Source organism: Maribacter sp. HS, from assembly GCF_048059195.1.
Taxonomy (GTDB): Bacteria; Bacteroidota; Bacteroidia; order Flavobacteriales; family Flavobacteriaceae; genus Maribacter; species Maribacter dokdonensis.
The window spans coordinates 446,688-464,073 of sequence record NZ_JAYLVV010000003.1; the positions used below are offsets into that span (position 1 = coordinate 446,688).

General features: G+C 33.8%; 14 protein-coding genes. 7 read left to right on the plus strand and 7 right to left on the minus strand.

The features are described 5' to 3' along the window. Positions 1-15 precede the first annotated feature (15 nt). Entirely contained in the window at positions 16-2,106 is a 2,091-nt protein-coding gene (locus tag VBZ51_RS07065; protein WP_416576488.1) for a TonB-dependent receptor family protein, read from the plus strand. A gap of 1 nt (position 2,107) precedes the next feature. On the opposite strand, the gene VBZ51_RS07070 is transcribed toward VBZ51_RS07065, so the two are convergent. Then, a complete protein-coding gene (locus VBZ51_RS07070) occupies positions 2,108-3,652 on the minus strand; it encodes a glycine--tRNA ligase (protein ID WP_074670407.1) in 1,545 nt (514 codons plus the stop codon). Between the two features lie 36 nt (positions 3,653-3,688). Next, the gene (locus VBZ51_RS07075) at positions 3,689-4,588 is read right to left on the minus strand and encodes a hypothetical protein (RefSeq protein WP_058104835.1); all 900 of its coding nucleotides are present in this window, start codon (positions 4,586-4,588) and stop codon (positions 3,689-3,691) included. 40 nt (positions 4,589-4,628) lie between these two features. Between VBZ51_RS07075 and VBZ51_RS07080 the strand changes: the two genes are divergently transcribed. Further along, a complete protein-coding gene (locus VBZ51_RS07080; protein WP_416576489.1) occupies positions 4,629-5,330 on the plus strand; it encodes a ComF family protein in 702 nt (233 codons plus the stop codon). 51 nt (positions 5,331-5,381) lie between these two features. Beyond that, positions 5,382-6,998 carry an Ig-like domain-containing protein gene (locus VBZ51_RS07085; protein ID WP_416576490.1) on the plus strand — a complete coding sequence of 539 codons (1,617 nt, stop codon included), beginning with the start codon at positions 5,382-5,384 and terminating at the stop codon, positions 6,996-6,998. On the opposite strand, the gene VBZ51_RS07090 is transcribed toward VBZ51_RS07085, so the two are convergent. Both VBZ51_RS07090 and VBZ51_RS07095 read right to left on the minus strand, forming a co-directional pair. Continuing rightward, positions 6,982-7,767, minus strand: coding sequence for an amidohydrolase (locus tag VBZ51_RS07090; protein WP_416576491.1), 786 nt, complete (start codon positions 7,765-7,767; stop codon positions 6,982-6,984). The two genes, VBZ51_RS07085 and VBZ51_RS07090, sit on opposite strands and share 17 nt — an antisense overlap. A gap of 3 nt (positions 7,768-7,770) precedes the next feature. Further along, complete coding sequence (locus tag VBZ51_RS07095; RefSeq protein ID WP_071340584.1) at positions 7,771-8,235, minus strand: ankyrin repeat domain-containing protein; 465 nt, start codon at positions 8,233-8,235, stop codon at positions 7,771-7,773. Between the two features lie 125 nt (positions 8,236-8,360). Here VBZ51_RS07095 and VBZ51_RS07100 point away from each other — a divergent pair, with 125 nt between their 5' ends. From VBZ51_RS07100 to VBZ51_RS07110, 3 genes are all read left to right on the plus strand, one after another. Next, positions 8,361-10,556, plus strand: a complete 2,196-nt coding sequence (locus tag VBZ51_RS07100; protein WP_416576492.1) for a PAS domain-containing protein — start codon at positions 8,361-8,363, stop codon at positions 10,554-10,556. Positions 10,557-10,566: 10 nt separating this feature from the next. Beyond that, positions 10,567-10,974 carry a response regulator gene (locus tag VBZ51_RS07105; RefSeq protein ID WP_074670421.1) on the plus strand — a complete coding sequence of 136 codons (408 nt, stop codon included), beginning with the start codon at positions 10,567-10,569 and terminating at the stop codon, positions 10,972-10,974. A 162-nt stretch (positions 10,975-11,136) separates the two neighbouring features. Next, positions 11,137-11,544: a response regulator gene (locus VBZ51_RS07110; protein ID WP_071340587.1), complete on the plus strand. Its 408-nt coding sequence runs from the start codon at positions 11,137-11,139 to the stop codon at positions 11,542-11,544. Positions 11,545-11,546: 2 nt separating this feature from the next. Here the strand turns inward: VBZ51_RS07110 and VBZ51_RS07115 are convergent, their stop codons facing one another. Further along, entirely contained in the window at positions 11,547-12,809 is a 1,263-nt protein-coding gene (locus VBZ51_RS07115; RefSeq protein ID WP_416576493.1) for a DUF5689 domain-containing protein, read from the minus strand. Between the two features lie 118 nt (positions 12,810-12,927). Next, complete coding sequence (locus tag VBZ51_RS07120) at positions 12,928-15,669, minus strand: carboxypeptidase-like regulatory domain-containing protein (RefSeq protein ID WP_416576494.1); 2,742 nt, start codon at positions 15,667-15,669, stop codon at positions 12,928-12,930. Between the two features lie 107 nt (positions 15,670-15,776). Between VBZ51_RS07120 and VBZ51_RS07125 the strand changes: the two genes are divergently transcribed. Continuing rightward, entirely contained in the window at positions 15,777-16,817 is a 1,041-nt protein-coding gene (locus VBZ51_RS07125) for an endonuclease/exonuclease/phosphatase family protein (protein ID WP_416576495.1), read from the plus strand. 60 nt (positions 16,818-16,877) lie between these two features. Here the strand turns inward: VBZ51_RS07125 and VBZ51_RS07130 are convergent, their stop codons facing one another. After that, a complete protein-coding gene (locus tag VBZ51_RS07130) occupies positions 16,878-17,318 on the minus strand; it encodes a hypothetical protein (RefSeq protein WP_058104825.1) in 441 nt (146 codons plus the stop codon). Positions 17,319-17,386 lie beyond the last annotated feature (68 nt).

Consider the following 17,386-nt stretch of genomic DNA (forward strand, 5'->3'; position numbering starts at 1 on the left):
AGTTTTAATCTTTTTATGAAAAAAACTCTTTTTAGCCTACTATTTATTCTTACAACCTCCTCAGTTCTTTTAGCACAGGTAACAACAGAAAATGATAGTATTACCCGTTTAAACGAAGTTATTGTAATTGACACCCTAACAGCTAAAAATGCTATTGGCATTGTGCCATCTCAAATTATAGGGGAAACTACATTTTCCAATTACAGCCCTGTTGACTTTATAAGTTCTTTAAATCAAGTGTCCGGTCTATATGCCCTCTCAGGTGCTTTAAACACCAATAGAATCACCATAAGGGGAGTTGGATCCAGAACCTTATACGGCACAGATAAATTAAGATTATACTACAACAATATCCCGATTACAAATGGTACGGGATCTTCTACAATAGAAGCTTTTGATTTAGAAAACCTGACCTCTGTTGAAGTTATTAAAGGACCTAAAGGAACGGGATTTGGAACCAACCTCGGTGGCGCAATAATATTGAACACAAAACAATTAAGCGACCAACCTACAAAGTTTACAAACAATACAACTATTGGTTCTTACGGACTTTTTAAAAACAGCTTAGGATTTACCCATGCAGAAGATAATTTCTATATGACATTTCAATACGGACATATGGAAGTTGATGGATATCGTGAAAATAACAGATTTGAACGTGACGGATATTTATTAAACACCATCTTTAAACTTTCTAAAAAGAGTGAACTAGGATTATTAGTTAACCATATAGATTATTCTGCCCAAATAGCAAGCTCTATAAGTCAAGAAGATTTTAACGAAGACCCTACCCAAGCTGCATTTACATGGAGAGCCTCACAAGGTTATGAAGACAACAATTATAGTCTTATAGGATTATCGCATACTTACTACGCTAGCCCTAACCTTAAGAATACAACCAGTTTATTTTACACATACTTAGATCATTACGAACCTGCACCCTTCAATATTTTAGACGAATTCACCAACGGTTATGGTGTTAGGACATTATTTTCTGGGAACTTGGACATATCTAAAAACGCTCTCTTTTACACTTTAGGTGGTGAGCTTTACAAAGACGAATACAATTGGCAAACTTTTGAAAATCTATATCAGGAAAATGAAGGCAATGGAAGCCTTCAAGGAGATCAACAGTCAAAAAATAAAGAATTCAGAAACCAAATAAACATTTTCGCAACTGCCTCTTATTCGATTACACCCAAACTTACCACACAGTTAGGGCTGAATATCAACAAAACCCAATATGATTTTAGGGACTTGTTCAATACAGGAGAGCTAAATACCAGCGCAAATAGAAACTTTAAAGCTCTGTTGCTACCAAGTATAGATGTTAACTACGCATTTACACCTACCTACCAATTATATGGTAACATTAGTCGCGGATTTTCCAATCCTAGTTTAGAGGAAACATTAACACCTGATGGAATAATCAATCCGGACATCGTACAAGAAACCGGCACAAACTATGAATTAGGCATAGAGCACAAGAGTGAAGATGACAGGAATAGATTTGAAATTGCCTTTTATATAATGCCGATAAACAATTTATTAGTAGCCAAACGTGTTGGCGACAATCAATATATTGGTAGAAATGCCGGGAAAACCAAACATCAAGGAATTGATCTTGACTGGAGTTACAGATTTAATGTCACCAATAAAATAACCATATCGCCATTTATCAGCTACACTTACAGCAATCATAAATTCTTAGACTTTATAGATGAAGAAGCAAATGAAGATTATTCAGATAATGCTTTAACAGGTGTACCAAAAAACAAAATCAATTCAGGAATACAAACCAATTTTGGAAATGGACTATTCTTTAATATCACGCATCAATATGTAGATGAAATTCCGTTGACGGACGCAAATACCTTGTATAGCGATTCTTTTAACTTATTGAACTTAAAACTAGGATACAAAAATCAAATATCAGAACAACTGAGAATAGGTTTAGATTTTGGTATCAATAATTTAACCGATACTAAATACGCACAATCAGTATTGATAAATGCTAGTGGATTTGGAGGAAATGCCCCAAGGTATTTCTACCCTGGGAACAATATCAATTACTTTGGTGGTTTAAAATTAAACTACACCTTATAGACTATTCCATCTTTTTTAACCAGGTTTTCATGTCTACAGCATCATGAATAATACCGTTCAATGAAGATATGGCAACACGCTCTTGTTCCATAGAATCTCTATGCCTAATGGTAACCGTTTGATCTTCTAAAGTTTGATGATCTACTGTTATACAAAATGGAGTACCATTTGCATCTTGTCTTCTATAACGTCTACCTACCGCATCTTTTTCATCATAGGTTACATTAAAGTCCCATTTAAGGTCATCTACAATTTTTTGTGCTACTTCTGGCAAACCATCTTTTTTGACCAATGGTAAAATTGCAGCTTTAACAGGTGCCAAAACAGCAGGTAATTTAAGAACAGTCCTAGTAGTATTATTTTCTAATTCTTCTTCCTGTAATGAATTTGAAAATACAGCCAAGAACATTCTGTCAAGACCAATAGAAGTTTCTAACACATAAGGAACGTAATTTTTATTAACCTCATGATCAAAGTACTGCAATTTCTTGCCTGAGAATTTCTCATGACTGCCTAAATCAAAATCTGTTCTAGAGTGTATACCCTCAAGCTCTTTAAATCCGAAAGGAAAACGGAACTCTATATCTGAAGCTGCATCTGCATAATGAGCCAATTTCTCATGATCATGAAAACGGTAATTATCTTGCCCCATACCAAGAGATAAATGCCATTTCATTCTTTTTTCTTTCCAAGTTTCATACCATTCTTTCTGAGTGCCTGGCTGAATGAAAAATTGCATTTCCATCTGTTCAAATTCACGCATTCTAAAAATGAATTGTCTTGCGACTATTTCATTTCTAAACGCTTTACCGGTCTGAGCAATACCAAAAGGCAATTTCATACGACCCGATTTTTGAACATTCAAGAAATTAACAAAGATACCTTGGGCAGTTTCCGGTCTAAGAAATAGATCCATTGCACTTTCTGCATTGGCTCCTAACTTTGTGCCGAACATTAAATTGAATTGCTTTACATCTGTCCAGTTCTTTGACCCAGACATTGGACAAGCAATATCCAATTCTTCAATAAGAGCTTTAACATCGGCTAAATCTTCGTTCTGCAAAGACCTACCCAATCTACTTAGAATTGTTTTTCCTTGCTCTTGATAGTCAACAACGCGCTGATTAGTCTTTAAAAATTGATCTTTATCAAAAGATTCTCCAAAACGTTTTTCTGCTTTTTTGACTTCTTTTTCAATTTTGGCATCAATTTTAGCTACATAATCCTCAACTAAAACATCTGCTCTATATCTCTTTTTAGAATCTTTATTATCTATCAATGGATCATTAAAGGCATCTATATGTCCAGATGCTTTCCAAGTTAACGGATGCATAAAAATCGCAGCATCTAGCCCAACTATATTGTCATTGAGCTGTACCATGGCTTTCCACCAATAGTCACGTATATTTTTCTTAAGCTCTACACCGTTTTGACCATAATCGTAAACAGCGCTTAAACCATCATAAATTTCACTAGATTGGAATACATAACCATATTCCTTTGCGTGAGATATTACACGCTTAAAATCATCTTCTTGCTTTGCCATTCTGTAAAAATAGAATATTACCTAAAAAAAAAATAGTTATTTCAATTGAAATTCTGAAGAAGTGATCAATCGTTCATCCTCGAAGACATTTAAGGTATAATTACCCTCCATTAAAGAGCCTTCGGGTATGGTTATAGATTCACATAACGCCTGGTCTATACCTTGAAAAACAAACTCTACCCTCTTACTATATACATTACCGTTTACTGTAATTGTATTGGCATTGTCTTCTATGATCTGTTTATTAGGATCTAAAAATTGTAAATAGATAATTTTTTCATTTCCAGCTTCGCTTTCATCTGCCAATACAGTAACACAACCTCTTAATTTTTCTATGATCGAAGCCTTGTTTGTTTTGGTTGGCCTTGTACCTCTTATCAATCTAAAACCACTACCTTCAGCATTTGCCATTTTTAGGTAACTCTTGGTTTTTAATTTTTGATTCAGCTCCAATATCTTTCTTCTTTGCAAAGCTTCTGCCTCTGCCAATGAATTACTGTTCGCCCTTAAGTTTTCAATTTGCTTGCGAGACTCATCATATTTATCTGTAAGCAACATGTTATTGTAACGAAGAAAATTGTTCTTTAAAATTAAACTATCATTCTTAGACTCTAGTCTACGTAGCTCTGTTTTGAATTCTCTTAATCTTTGCACCGTAAAATTTAATCTTCCCACAGAATCTAAAAGTTCTTGAACCTTGAATTTAGAATCTTGCAACTCTATTTCATTCATTTCACTCTTTGCGGACAAACGATCCACATCTGCTTTCATAATGGTAAGATCTCTTACCAAAATTGCTTTTTCCTGCTCTAAAAAGTCTATTTGGGCGTTAGACTGGGCGTAACTATAGTAGAATGCAATTAACAATGCTATAATTACGGCAGCAAATGCAGCAAGCATTATTTTATAATTGAATTTGTTATCTTGAGTGTCCATTTAAAAAGTGGGCTGTAGGTTAAGTAATCTGTAAGGTTTGATGCAAAACAGAATTTCAAATATACTAAAGGATGTTACCAACATACTGTTACCCACATCATGTTTTGGATGTAATGCACGATTATATAGAGGAGAGGTTCTTCTCTGTACATCTTGCCGACATCAATTACCGCTTACCGAGTATACTTTTAACGAAGAAAATGCCGTTGACCGTATTTTTTATGGACGAATTAACATAAAAAAAGCAAATTCATTCTTATTCTTTACCGAAATTGGAATTGTTAAAAACCTAATACATCTGTTGAAATATAAAAATCAAGAGGGTATTGGCAGATTTTTAGGTGATTGGCATGGCCAAATTTTAAAAGAACAAGGAGATTTATTACAAATAGATTATGTAATTCCGGTACCGTTGCACCGTAAAAAACTAAAAAAACGGGGTTATAATCAAGTAGCACTTTTTGCCAAACAAATTGCTACTCATATTGGCGCTGATTATACTGACGACATGCTGATAAAAACGGCAAATACTAAAACACAGACAAAGAAAAACAGATTAAGCAGATGGTATGACAACAGATCTTTATACGAGATAAAAAATCATGAGCTTTTAATCAATAAAAATATATTATTGGTTGACGATGTAATTACAACGGGCGCAACCATGGAAATTTGTGCCAATACGTTTAAAGATATAGAAGGAGTAAACATTTATGTCACAAGTATGGCAGTTGTTCCTTAGAACTAGTTTTCTATAAAATATGTTGTTTCTTTGCGGTCGATAAATACACTAATGAGCAGAAAAATTTTAGGTTTCATATTTGTTTTCATCATCATATTGGTGTCCTACCAATGTGCGCAACGCGGAAACCCTACCGGAGGACCAAAAGATATTACAGCCCCTGAACTTACTAGAGCAGAACCGCCTAACATGACCACCAATTTCAAGGGTCAAAAAATTAGACTTTATTTTAATGAATTGGTGAAGTTGAAAGATATTCAAAAACAACTTATTATATCGCCTCCGTTAAAAAACTCACCAGTACTCTCCCCTATAGGTAATGCGAATAAATATGTAGAAATTACCATAAAAGATACCCTTGCCCCAAATACCACCTATACGTTAAATTTTGGTCAAGGTATTGTGGACAATAACGAAGAAAACCCTAAATCTTTTTTTACCTATGTTTTCTCAACTGGTGACTACATTGATTCATTAGAGCTTAAAGGAGTAGTAAAAGACGCTTTCAACAAAAAACCTGATGACTTTATTAGCGTAATGCTATACAAAATTGACACTAGTTATACTGACTCTACCATTTATAAGAGACCTCCAAACTACATTACCAATACACTTGATAGCGCTATTATTTTTAAGCTCAATAATTTAAAGGAAGGAAAGTATGCCTTATTTGGAGTAAAAGATGCTGCCAACAACAATCTATTTGATCAAAAAACAGATAAAATAGCGTTTGTAAAGGATACGATCAATTTACCTACAGATTCTATTTATTTACTAACGTTATTTAAGGAAATACCTGATTATAGTGTTGCAGTACCTACAATGGAAGCAAGTAATAAAATTAGTTTCGGGTATTATGGTGAAGGCTCTGATATTAGTATTAACACTTTAACGGAAATACCAGATACCGTTAAGACCATAATAACCAAAGAAAGGGATAAAGACACTTTAAATTTTTGGTTTACCCCTTACGAGATGGACTCCCTAATTTTTACTTTAACAAATGAAAAATTAAAGGTTAGAGACACTTTTAAGGTAAAGAGTAGAAAAGTAGCATTCGATTCTTTGAAAATTTCCTTGAGCCAGAATGGTAATATAGAATTTGACAAACCTATTAACCTTTTAAGCAATACGCCATTAATACGTTTTGATAGTACCAAAATAAAATTAATGGATAAAGACTCCATTGAAATTGCCGTTAATGTAAAACTGGACTCATTAAGAAATTTGTTGAACTTTGATTTTAAAATTGATCCAGATCAAAACTATAGAATGGAATTGATACCCGGGGCAGTTACAGATTTCTTTGAAACCACAAATGACTCTGTCGCATTTTCATTTAAAACAAAGAGTCCTGCCGATTATGGTAATCTAACCCTTAATTTAAACGGCAATTCAATTGTTTACCCCATAATTGTGCAGCTTACCAATGAAAAGGGCGAATTACAGCGAGAGATTTATGCTACAGAACCACAAGTTTATACTTTTGACAACTTAAACCCTGGTAAATATCAAGCCCGTGTTATTTTCGATTTAAACGGTAATGGCAAATGGGATACGGGAAATCTATTGAAAAAAATACAGCCAGAAAAAATTAGTTATTACCCTGCATTAATTGAGCTAAGGGCAAATTGGGAGAAAATTGAGACTTTTAATTTAATAGACTAAACTCATCTCTATCATCTAAAAACCTTAGCTTATTCTTGATCCTATCAACTTTGGATTTTTCAACTTTTACTATTTTGATTTCCTCTTCTTTAGTAAAAACTTGAAGTTCACCTAATGGATCATAAATACTAGAGTGACCAGGGTATTGGTGCCCCAAACTATCAGTACCAATACGGTTAACCCCTATACAATACACCATATTCTCTATAGCTCTTGCTTTTAATAGTGCATCCCAAGCTGCAATTCGTTTACCCGGCCAATTTGCTGTATACAATAGCATATCAAAGTTTTGGGTATTTCTGCTCCAAACAGGAAAACGAAGATCATAACATATTAATGGACAAATGGAAAAACCCTTGTACTCAACAATCAACCTTTCGGTACCCGCTGAATATTTTTCATTTTCACCAGCCAATGTAAACGTGTGCCTTTTGTCATAAGACTCCAAATTACCCTCTGGTTTTACAAAGAAAAGCCTGTTGTAATAGCTGCCATCTTCCTCAAAAACAATACTTCCTACAATGGCGCTATTTTTAATTGATGCCATTTCTTGCATCCAACGCACTGTTATTGAACCTTCTTCTTTTCTAATATTACCCGGAGACATGGTAAAGCCCGTTGAAAACATTTCTGGGAGGACTATAAGATCTACTTGCTCGGTAATTTGTTTTAATTTATCACTGAACATTTGTCTATTTGCAGCAGGATTTTCCCAATGTAGCAATGATTGAATCAATGCGATTTTCAAACTATCTTTTTTATCCTCCATAAATTATTCCAGCATATCAACAAAGGCGGTCAATCCTTGTGTTTTAGCATGATCTAATGCAGTATTACCCCTATTGTCCTTAATTGTTTTATCTGCTCCATTGGCTATTAACAGTTTTGCAATCTCTAACCTATTAAATTGTGCAGCGTAAATAAGACATGTTGCGCCCATTGCATTTCGTCCATTCAATTCTGCTTTCTTTTCAATTAATAATTTTGCAATATCAGTAAAACCTTTAAAACAAACACCCATTAATGCCGTATTACCAGAAGCATCTACAGCATCTATTTTCGCTCCCTTTTCCAATAGCAACTTAGCTATCTCCATTTCATCATAATAGGTAGCCAAAATTAAAGGCGTAGAACCTCTTGTATCTTTACTATTTACTAGCACCGGGTTTTTATCCAACATTGACCTCACCTCATTAATACTTCCTTCCCTTATGGCCTTAAAAAAAAACTCGTTCATAACTTTTAATTTTTTTCAATTCATTAAAACAATAGTTCATCAAAATTTGATGTAATTTCTTACCGAACAACTATTTTTTCCTACTTTAATGGAAATACGTACCTTTAAATCTAAATTAACATCTTTTGAAAACATTAGCCGTTGACTTTCTTGTAAAAGAGTCCCCCAATGCAATTGCTATCGTGGATACTAAGTTAAACTATATTAGCTATTCTAACCAATGGCTAAGTGATTTTAGTTTACATGAATCCAATTTGACCAATAAACATATTTTTGAAGTCACCCTAGAAACTCCCCAATCTTTTAAAGCAGCTCTTAAAAACGCTTTAAAGGGGGAAGAAAATATCAATGAAGAAGAGAGATTTGTTTTACCCAACGGTGAAATTAAATGGTTAAAATGGAAAATTCTGCCTATTGAGAATGATGTGGGCAAGATTGACTGTGTGGTTATATTTCTAGATGATATAACCATCTATAAGAAAGAAGTAGAATTATTGCATAAAGCAGAAGAGGTTGCCCGTATTGGTTGTTGGGAGCTTGATCTTAAAACCAGTATGGTTTATTGGACCAAAGCAACTAAAGATATTCATGAGGTTAGTGAAGATTTTGAACCTAACCTTGAAGACGGTATCAACTTTTACAAAAAAGGAATTCATAGAGAAAATATTACCAATTTAGTCAGCACCGCTATAGCCGAAGGCAAATCTTTTGATACAGAGTTGATAATTGTAACAGCTACCGGCAAAGAAGTTTGGGTCTGCGCAAAAGGTGAGGTGGAAATGCTAAATGGAAAGGCTGTAAAACTTGTAGGTACATTTCAAGATATTGATGAGCGTAAAAAAATGCAGTTGGCACATGAAGAAATAACGGAAAGACTTAAGATAACAACGGAAACTGCCCAAATTGGTATATGGGATTATGATTTAGTAAATAATGAGTTAACCTGGGACAAGGAGATGTACCGCATTTTTGATGTCAACGAGAATGAATTTTCTGGCGTATTTGAAGCTTGGTCCAATACTATTCACCTAGAAGATAAGAAAAGAATATTAATAGCCACACAAAAAGCCATAGAAGGTACTAAAGACTTTGATGAAGAATTTAGAATTAAGCTTAATGATGGCTCGTTACGATATATAAAAGGCTTATCTAAAACCATAAAAGACATTAATGGAAAGCCTATTAAAATGACTGGTGCAAATTGGGACATTTCAGAGCTAAGGAGTGCAGAGTTAAAACTTGCCAGAAGTACTAAGTCATTTTCAGAAACCTTTGAACACTCTGCAATTGGTATGGCTTTAGTTAACCCAGATCTTAGATGGTTAAAAATAAATAAGAGTTTATCTTATAGCTTAGGATACTCTGAAAATGAGCTTTTAAAAATGAAAGCCACAGATATTACGCACCCAGAAGATTTGACTGACAGCCAACTGTTCAAAACCAAGGTATTTAATGGATCTAATAAGAATCTACACCTACAAAAAAGATATTTTCACAAAAATGGAAATATAGTACACGCCATTATAGGTGTTACACCTGTTTTTGACTACGATGATAAACCAAGTCATGCCATAGTCCAATTTTTGGATATTACCAAAAGAATTGAATCGCAAAAGAAACTTGAAAGCCTTGTTGAAGTTACTAAAAGTCAAAACGAAAGTCTTACCAATTTTGCCCATATCGTTTCACACAATTTAAGGTCACATTCAACAAATATGACCATGCTTACCAAGTTCTTAAATGAAGAAGAAGATGAAGACGAGCGTAAAAACTTGAATAGAATGATTACCAGCGCCACAGAAAGCCTATCTGAAACCATTGCCCATCTAAACGACGTGGTACAGGTGAAGACCGGGGCGCTTGAAAAATTACAAAGCATTAGTGTTCTCAACACCATTAACCAAATTACAAAAAGCATAAACGGTATACTTGAAGAACATAGTGCTATATTAAAAATAGATGTTTCAAAGACCCATTTTGTAAGTGCCGTACCTGCCTACCTAGAAAGTATATTTTTAAACATTCTTACAAATGCCCTTAAATACAGGTCTGCGGAACGCACACCTGTTATTGAAATTAAATCAAGAATTAAAAAAGACAAAGTACTCATTACCTTTGCCGATAACGGTCAAGGAATAGATTTAAATAGACATGGAGATAAAATTTTTGGTATGTACAAAACCTTTCATAAGCATAAAGATGCAAAAGGAATTGGTTTGTTCATTACCAAAAACCAAATTGAATCTATGAACGGTACTATAAATATTGAAAGTGTTGTAGACAAAGGTACAACCATGTTCATTGAACTGAACCAAGGATAATTAAGATATTATGAAAAAAGTTGAGTTATGCTGTATTATAGATGATGATCCTATATTTGTATACGGCACTAAAAGAATCATAAAAGAAGTAGATTTCGCAGAAAACGTAATAGTCTACTCCAACGGTCAAGACGCTCTTGATGGTTTAAAGAAAACATGTTTGGCAGACGAACCTTTGCCAGATGTAATCTTTTTAGATTTAAATATGCCTGTTTTGAATGGATGGGAATTTTTAGATGAGTTTAAACTCTGTAAAAGTAAAAGATCAAAGAAAATCTTGATTTACATCATTAGTTCATCAGTAGACCCTAGAGACCTTGAAAGAGTAAAAGACTATGAACAAGTAGATACATACATATTAAAACCAATTACGCCAGATGATCTTTCTAAAATTTTAGGTGCAACAGTGGAGAGCTAATTTGTACTAATTATTTTATTTAAATTTAATTGTTAATAAGTTGGGTGAACTTTAATTTCTCCAAAGAAAATTCACCCAGTTATTTACATAACTTAGTCATTAACAATTATTTATATTTAAAACCTTAAATCTAATATTAGATTTTTTATTGAACCATTTTAAATGAGCGTATTTTCAAGTTGTTGTATTATTGATGACGACGAGTTTTTCTCCGTAAGCACAAAGACTACTTTAAAGCACTATGATTTCTGTGATAATATTTTATACTACTCAGAAGGTCAAGAAGCTATTGATGGTTTGGTTGGCTTATTAGTGGAAAATATAACTTTGCCCGATGTTATTTTTTTAGATTTAAACATGCCAAATAGAGACGGCTGGTCGTTTTTAGAAGAATTTGAGGCACTACCAATGGATAAAATCGGCCATATCAAAATATATATTACCAGCTCTTTTATTAGCCCAAGTTTTATGGAAAAGGCCAAGAAATATAAATTAGTAAAAGATTACCTAGTTAAGCCCTTAACAGAAGATGCTATTAAAAAAATCATAGCCTCTAATGATGACGTTTAAATTTATCTTGCACCAGGTGTAAAATTCATTGGAGCATTTTGAGGTTCATTTATTGTGCCATTTAAACCGGTGTCATTATAAATCATCCACTCATTTACATTAAAAACCGTATTACCCATTATAACTTCTTCTTTTCTTAGGGCTCTACCGTCTTCAAATTCATGATCGGTATTACTACCATCTTCACCTATAATACCAAATATATCTATTATACTTCCAAATGGATCCACAAGTACCATATTATCATCACCATTTGAATCTGCAGGAGAGTTGGTACCTACCGCAAGATCCGGAGCAAAACCGTAAACGTTTTCAAACTCGTCTGCGTTTGGCGAGATAACCAGAAAATTGTTGCCTTCTATAGTTAAACCTGACAAGTCTGTTGTTGAGCTAACCTCCAAACTATTGTTCGTGTACCGTTGTAAAGTCCAACCTTTTAATGATAAACTTTCACTAGAGGAATTATAGAGTTCAATAAAACGGGCTCCAGAATTATTATCAGGATCGGCAATTTCCGATATAAGTAAAAATTCTGAAGTAAATTCATCAACAAAATCTTCACAACGGTCTTTGTCGAATTTTACATCATTTAAATCTCTAATTATAAGCTGAAACTCATTGTCATTATAAGTTAAAACCCCAGTTACCGATCCCATTCTATCTGAAAGTATTTCGGGCTGAAAATCTGCATAACCACTATTGTTCAAAGACAATTCATTATCATTGCAATCAATTAGGGTTCTTATGGTTTCCTCTTCTTCAATAGCGAATGGCTTCCCTAATTCATTTTCTTCAAATTCAACATCATCAATCATAATTAATGTATTAATCATCGTCATATTTAGATCTTGTATCGTTGTTTTTAAAGGCTGAATACCAAAATTATTATCACATGTAGTTAGAACGTGTTCAAAAACTTGATTTTTAGGTAATCTACCTACACTTCTATTCCCAAAAGAAGTAAATACACCACCTACTTTGTAAACACCATTAGATTCACCTAGATACAGGTTTTTTAATTTGATGACTATTTTTTGCCCTACATCAAAGAACAAATGTGAATCCCTTAATTCTAATTCAATTTGCAACCCCTCTGTAGGCTCGGCAGGTTTATCTTGAAAATGTATTACATTAAAGAAATTACCTTTTTTATCTGAAGAAACTACATAGCCATATATTGCCAAATCTTCATGAATTTGAACAGTTTCCCCGGCATAAAGACTTTTTAGATCGCTTATTTCAATAGTTTCAATTTGCGTATCCAAACAATTAGTATCAAGTATTTCAAAATTTCTATCTTTTACACAAGACATAATTACCAGCAAACAACTGCAACTTATTATTATAAAAAATCGGTGTTTAATAATCATCTATAACCCTTTATTAAAAACTAAAAGCAAAATTTAAAAAATAAGTTCTACCGAATCCGTACCAATATTTTGGCGCAAAAGACGGACTACCACTTAAATTATCTTGCTTTAACTGACCAAAATTTCCATTTCTACTTTGTTCATAACCACCAGTTCTAAAACTGGTGTCAAAAACATTGTTCACACTGGCAAAAACACTTACATATTTTCCATTTTTTAACCACGACTTGCCACCTACCAAGTTCAACAAATAAAAATCATCTAAAGATTTTTGTTTTAATAACTGTTGTACATTCTCGTCTGCTGCATCAGGAAACCTAACCTGTGTTTCTGGGTCTATTAGAAAACTTTGTGTTCTGGTAATCGTAGAAATATTTGCATAATTGTTAGCCAAGTAATTAGCGGTCATAGCCACCCACCAATATTTTGGATCTCTATACTCAATACCTGCAGCCATTGCTTTTTGTGGACCTTGAGCCAATTTATATCCTTTTATTTTTGACTGCCCCAGGAACTTTGTACCAGATATATCTATAAGGTCTTCCCTTGCCCCGGCCGTATCGAAATTTATAGTTACAAATGGGTCACTAGCATACAAATGCTTAGCGACAGATCCTACCAATGATAGTTTAACCGCACTTGATAATTGATACTCTAGACCTAATTCTACACCTAAATGTAATTTATCCAAATCTGTCAATACCTCTTGCACAAAATCTGATCCCAAGCCAGAATCAACAAAGAAAAAATTAACATCTGTAGTATTTTGAAAACGGGTATAAAAACCTGTTAACCTGCCAGTTAGTTTTGGTAAACGTAGAAAGTAGTTAGCATCTATACTTGTGATTTTTTCATTTTGAATATTAGGAACCGATTCATTACTTTCCCTAGGGTTTATAAAGACATTTTGAAGTACAGGTGCCTTATTTATATATGCTGCATTTGCCGCTACCCAGTGCCTACCGGTTATACTATAAGACGCACCACTTTTAAACGCCCAGTTGGAAAATCTGATTTTATCACTGTTACCTAAAGAGTTATTAATAAAGCGTTCATTTTTAAACAGACCTTCTCGTTGATAGTCAACAATAGTATACCTGCCAGAAATAAACGACCTCAAACTTTTGAATTCAGTATTTAACTGTATAAACCCATCTATTTCATTTCCCTTTACATTATAGTTGTAGTTGAAAATATCTCCATTATTCTTATTTAATGCTGAAAACAAATCGTTTTTAGTCTCAGAGAATACGTCTATATCGTTATGATATTCCGCTCCAAGCAAATCAAAAATTTGAGCATAATTTCTTGAATTGAGCGATCTGTATGTCAAGCCCATATCTAATTTAAAATGAGCGTTCAACTCCAAATTCGAAGTCATTCTAGCTGTTAATTGATCATCTTTGGTTACATCATCATAAAGAACATATGCGGCCTCACCGTTCTGACCTATACTAGTATTTGCTGCATACAGCTTTTCCCAATCTAATTGCGGCTGACTTAAAAATCCATTTTTAGCCTCTATTGCACTTTCAAAATTAGCTCCTATGGGTGAATTCAAATAAAAACTAGGCAAATACCGATAATATGTAGGATCTGGATTTGGAGCATTAAAGTACCCTAAACGGCTTCTTGTATACTGCCCAGTTTGATATGCTAATCCAGCATTTAAACGGAATTTTTCAGATTCGTGATGATAATTTAATAAGAACAACGGTTCCCTTATATGGCGTTCTCTTGAATTTCTAATTTTACCATCTTGATATCCCCAATATGGATTATATTTATTTCCTTTTAATTTAAATACTTCCTCTGTTATTGCAGAAGAGCGCCCCCTTCTATTAGATGCAACAATTGCCGTAGCGGAAAATGAATTTTTATCGTTTAAAAAATATTCCATTGTTCCATACAGGGAATAAGAATCATATAGAGTACCATTAATATAACCTTGCTTTGCCCATCTTCTTGAACCGGATATTATATATGCGAATTTCTCTTTCTCTACTCCAGAATTATAGGTAGCCATAAGTCTACCACTATAGGTTCTATTTGAAATAGAAGATGACAAACGAGTGCCCGCCCTTAATTTTGAAGGCCTTAAGTCTATATTGGTATTTCCCAATATTCCACCAAAGGTGACCTCTGAAGCTGTTAATCCATTAGAGTATTGTTGATTTCTAATTACGTCGTTTAGCCCGCCCCAATTATTCCATTGAGGTCTACCATCATACAATTTATTCATTGGCAGAGAATTAAGGTAAACCTCTCCATATTGAGAGTCATAACCCCTTACCCTAAAAAACGCCTGACCAAAGTCAAACGCCGCCCTATTAAGAAAAACATCTTTTGTGGATTGCAGAAGTGCAAGTGCATTAGAATTCACTTCTTCATCTAAAAGTTCGTCATCTGTAATTGTTATAAGGTTTATTGATTTTTCTAAAGTTATATCTCGAATTAAAAAAATATCACCTAAATCAATATTTTTATCTTCTAAAATAACCGGAATACGCTTGATCGTATATTCTCCTGAAGAAATTTGCAGTATGTATTCTCCTTTGTTGGAAAATGACAGTGAGAATTTACCTGATACATTGGTTACCATCATAGTATCTTCCCCTTCCAAAAACACAGATACATTGGTGAGCACCATCTTACTTTCATTATCTTTTACCACACCTTGAACCGAAAAAGTGTTTTGAGCCCTAAGGCCGATAATTATAAAAAATAGTAATAAGAATAATGTATGCTTAACCATTAGACAGCTTAATGCCTTATTTATAAGTCATTAAGATACTATTTAAGAAATAATTAACGTGAAAAATCCGTATACTCGTTGATATTTAAGACTAAATACATTCAACAATGCGCTTTTTTCAGTCAATATTCTTTTTTCTAACCTTATTGTCATTTGCCCAAGAGCCAGATACATATCAAATAAGGACTATTGCATTTTATAATCTAGAAAATTTATTTGATACTAAAAATGATTCTTTAGTCTACGATGACGATAGAACCCCAGATGGCAAAGATCAGTGGACACCACTACGCTATACTCACAAGATAGAACACATGGCTAAGGTATTATCCGAAATAGGTTCAAAAGAAAACAAGACGGCACCAGATATAATTGGAGTTTGCGAGGTAGAAAATTTAGGTGTTTTAGAGGACTTAGTTCATCACGAATTCTTATCGGCTTTTAACTACGGAATTGTACATTTTGATTCACCAGACGAACGTGGAATAGATGTAGCCTTACTTTATAAGAAAGATGCTTTTGTACCGGTCAATTTTAATAGTCATAGGTTATTGTTATTTAAATTAGATGGCAAACGAGATTATACAAGAGATCAATTAATTGTCGAAGGTCTTCTGGATAATGAGCAAATTTACTTTATGGTAAACCATTGGCCTTCTAGAAGTGGTGGCGAAGCTAGAAGTAGACCTTTTAGAGTGGAAGCGGCTAAATTGAACAAAAGAATTATTGATTCTGTCAGACGATTTAATACTCATGCAAAAATTATAAGCATGGGCGATTTTAACGATGACCCTATTGACCCAAGTTTTAAAAAAGTACTGAAAGTTGAAAAAAACTCCAAAAAGCTGGATTCCACAAGCCTTTATGGACCTATGGAAAAGCTTTATAGAAAAGGAAGGGGCTCGCTGGCTTATAGGGACAAATGGAATTTGTTCGATCAGTTTTATATGACCTCTAGTTTAATCAATAATCCAAATGAGGGCTACAGATATTGGAAAACCGGCATATTTACTCCGCCTTACTTACTGGACCCTAAAGGAAGGTACAAGGGATATCCATTACGAACGTATGCCGGTGGTAGTTATATTGGCGGGTACAGTGACCATTTTCCAGTTTATCTCCACCTTATTAAAAAATTAAATCCATAAAAAAAGTACCAACATGAGTTACATTTTGGTTCTTTTATCTTCAACGTAATACAGTCTTATTTAATTAAACCATTGTCCCCAAGGAATTCTACTTAGTATGAATAACAACCCAATACCGTAGAAGATAGCAATACTTTTAAATTTCTTATTGCCTTCAACAAATTTCTTATGTCTAGACCAACCAACGGTAATTGATACTATTGCCAAAATATTGATAAAAGGATGCTCTACAGCTAACAAACGTGCTGCAGATGTTAAACCACCCATACCAAATTCTTGTATTGCACTTAATCCACTTGGTGAAACAAAATAGAGGATCAAACCTACCAATAATTGAATATGACATAGAATTAAGGCGAACAGACTTACTCTTAAGTCTTTACCCATATCAAATATTCTTTTTGATACAAGACCAGAGATTGCATTGACAACAGCCAATATTAATACGGCCAATGCTATATAAGCCAAGTAAGAATGAAGTATGTGAATAGTTTCGTACATAGTATATAATTTAAGTTTTAAATGTACTGAATTTTGAGCAAAAAAAACCCTGACTGCACAGTCAGGGT